We start from the raw sequence: 1,983 nt of genomic DNA on the forward strand, positions 1-1,983 counted from the left end.
CCTGTTGGCCAAATATTGCCGGGCTTATGCTTAATAGAATTATTGCCAGTAAAACTTTCATGCTGCAGTTTTATTTAATAAGCAAAGATACCGTTACACCCACCAAATAAAAAAAGGCATTTGTTAAAAATCTACCATTTAAATAGACTGTTTTACTTTATTGAATAGAATGATTTTATTTGTTTATAATTTTGTGCAGATAAAAATAAATTTATGGCAGGCATATTAGATCTGGTAGGCAATACCCCGTTGGTAGAATTAAAAAAACTTAATCCCAATAAAAACGTTACTATTTATGGTAAACTGGAAGGTAACAATCCTGGCGGCAGTGTAAAAGACCGGGCCGCATACGGCATGATAAAAGGCGCATTAGACCGTGGCGAAATAAAACCCGGCATTACCTTGGTAGAAGCCACCAGCGGTAACACCGGCATTGCATTAGCGATGATTGCAAGTTTATTTAACGTACCGATTGAATTGGTGATGCCTGAAGATGCAACAAGAGAAAGAGTTTTAACTATGGAAGCTTTTGGCGCCACAGTAATCCTTACTCCAAAAGAGAAATCGATGGAAGGCGCAATTGATTATGCCAATGCACAGGTGGCAAAAGGAGGATACCACATGCTTAATCAATTTGGTAACGAGGATAATCCTAACATGCATTACAAAACTACCGGCCCCGAAATCTGGAAAGACACTAACGGACAGATAACACATTTTGTTTCTGCCATGGGAACAACGGGAACAATAATGGGGGTATCAAAATATTTAAAAGAACAAAACCCTGCTGTACAAATTGTGGGCTGCCAGCCAATGGATGGTGCTAAAATTCCCGGCATACGCAAATGGCCCGAAGCTTATTTACCGAAAATATTTAATCGTAACCGTGTGGACCGTGTAATTGAAATTGCAGAAAAAGATGCCCGTGTTATGGCAAAAAAATTGGCCCGTGATGAAGCTATTTTTAGTGGCATGAGCAGCGGCGGTGCCGCACATGCAGCCATTGAACTGGCAAAAGAATTAACAGCTGGTGTAATTGTTTTTATTGTTTGCGATAGGGGCGACCGGTATTTGAGTAGTGATTTGTTTGATTGAAATAAAAATAATTTTGTGATTATGTCCTGACGGGGTTTTCATCCCATCGCTCATGTGGGAGAGCATGAAACCCCGGCGTATGAAAACTCTTCAAAGTTTTTTACACAGAGTCCTTCATTTACAAAATTGTATCAATTATTTATAGAGCGGCTTTATAAAACTTTAAAGCTCTTTTAAACGCCGGGGTCTCACGCTACGCTCAAAGCCAGGTGGTGAAGACCCCGGCGGAACGGAGAAACTCTTACACTTTTAAAACCCCTGCTCTAATATTTATATGTAAACACAAAAGATTAGCATTCCAAAAATTACAATTCACTTATCATCTACGCTGCAATAAAAGCTCAATAAAGATATTCTGTACACTAGTGCGACGCCAATGAAGCTAAATAGCAATTCTATGCCCGGCCCAAAATTGCCTTTTGTATTTTCCCTTAAACAACCTATTTTCATTTTTAAACTAAACTGCTTATGAGAAGGCTATTTTTTTGTGCCATTATTTTTTTAACTGCATTGCAAACTGCTGCACAGGATCTACATTATTATTTGCCGGATGATGTTACATATAACGCCGCTATTCCAAAACCAAAAGATATTATTTATCACGAAGTGGGAGAGTGGCATGTAACACACGACAGGCTGGTAAATTACATGAAAGCCATTTCGGCTGCTGCACCCGATAGAGTGAAATTAGAAACGATGGGTTTTACTTACGAGGGAAGGCCTCAGGTTTTATTAATAATTACGTCGCAAAAAAATCAGCAGCGGCTGGAAGAAATACGGCAGCAGCATTTGTTATTGAGCGATCCTTCAAAATCGGGTTCGGTAAATATTGAAAATATGCCCATGGTAGTTTGGATCGGGCATTCTATACACGGCAATGAACCCAGT

At 39.3% G+C, this 1,983-nt stretch carries 2 protein-coding genes; both read left to right on the top strand.

The features are described from left to right. Window positions 1-213: 213 nt before the first annotated feature. The gene (gene cysM, locus ACY651_RS13640) at window positions 214-1,095 is read left to right on the top strand and encodes a cysteine synthase CysM (protein ID WP_462253654.1); all 882 of its coding nucleotides are present in this window, start codon (window positions 214-216) and stop codon (window positions 1,093-1,095) included. Window positions 1,096-1,563: 468 nt separating this feature from the next. Beyond that, the coding region (locus ACY651_RS13645) for a M14 family zinc carboxypeptidase (RefSeq protein WP_462253656.1) at window positions 1,564-1,983 on the top strand (420 nt) is incomplete at its 3' end.

This window comes from Ferruginibacter sp. (assembly GCF_031391665.1).
Lineage (GTDB): Bacteria > Bacteroidota > Bacteroidia > Chitinophagales > Chitinophagaceae > Ferruginibacter.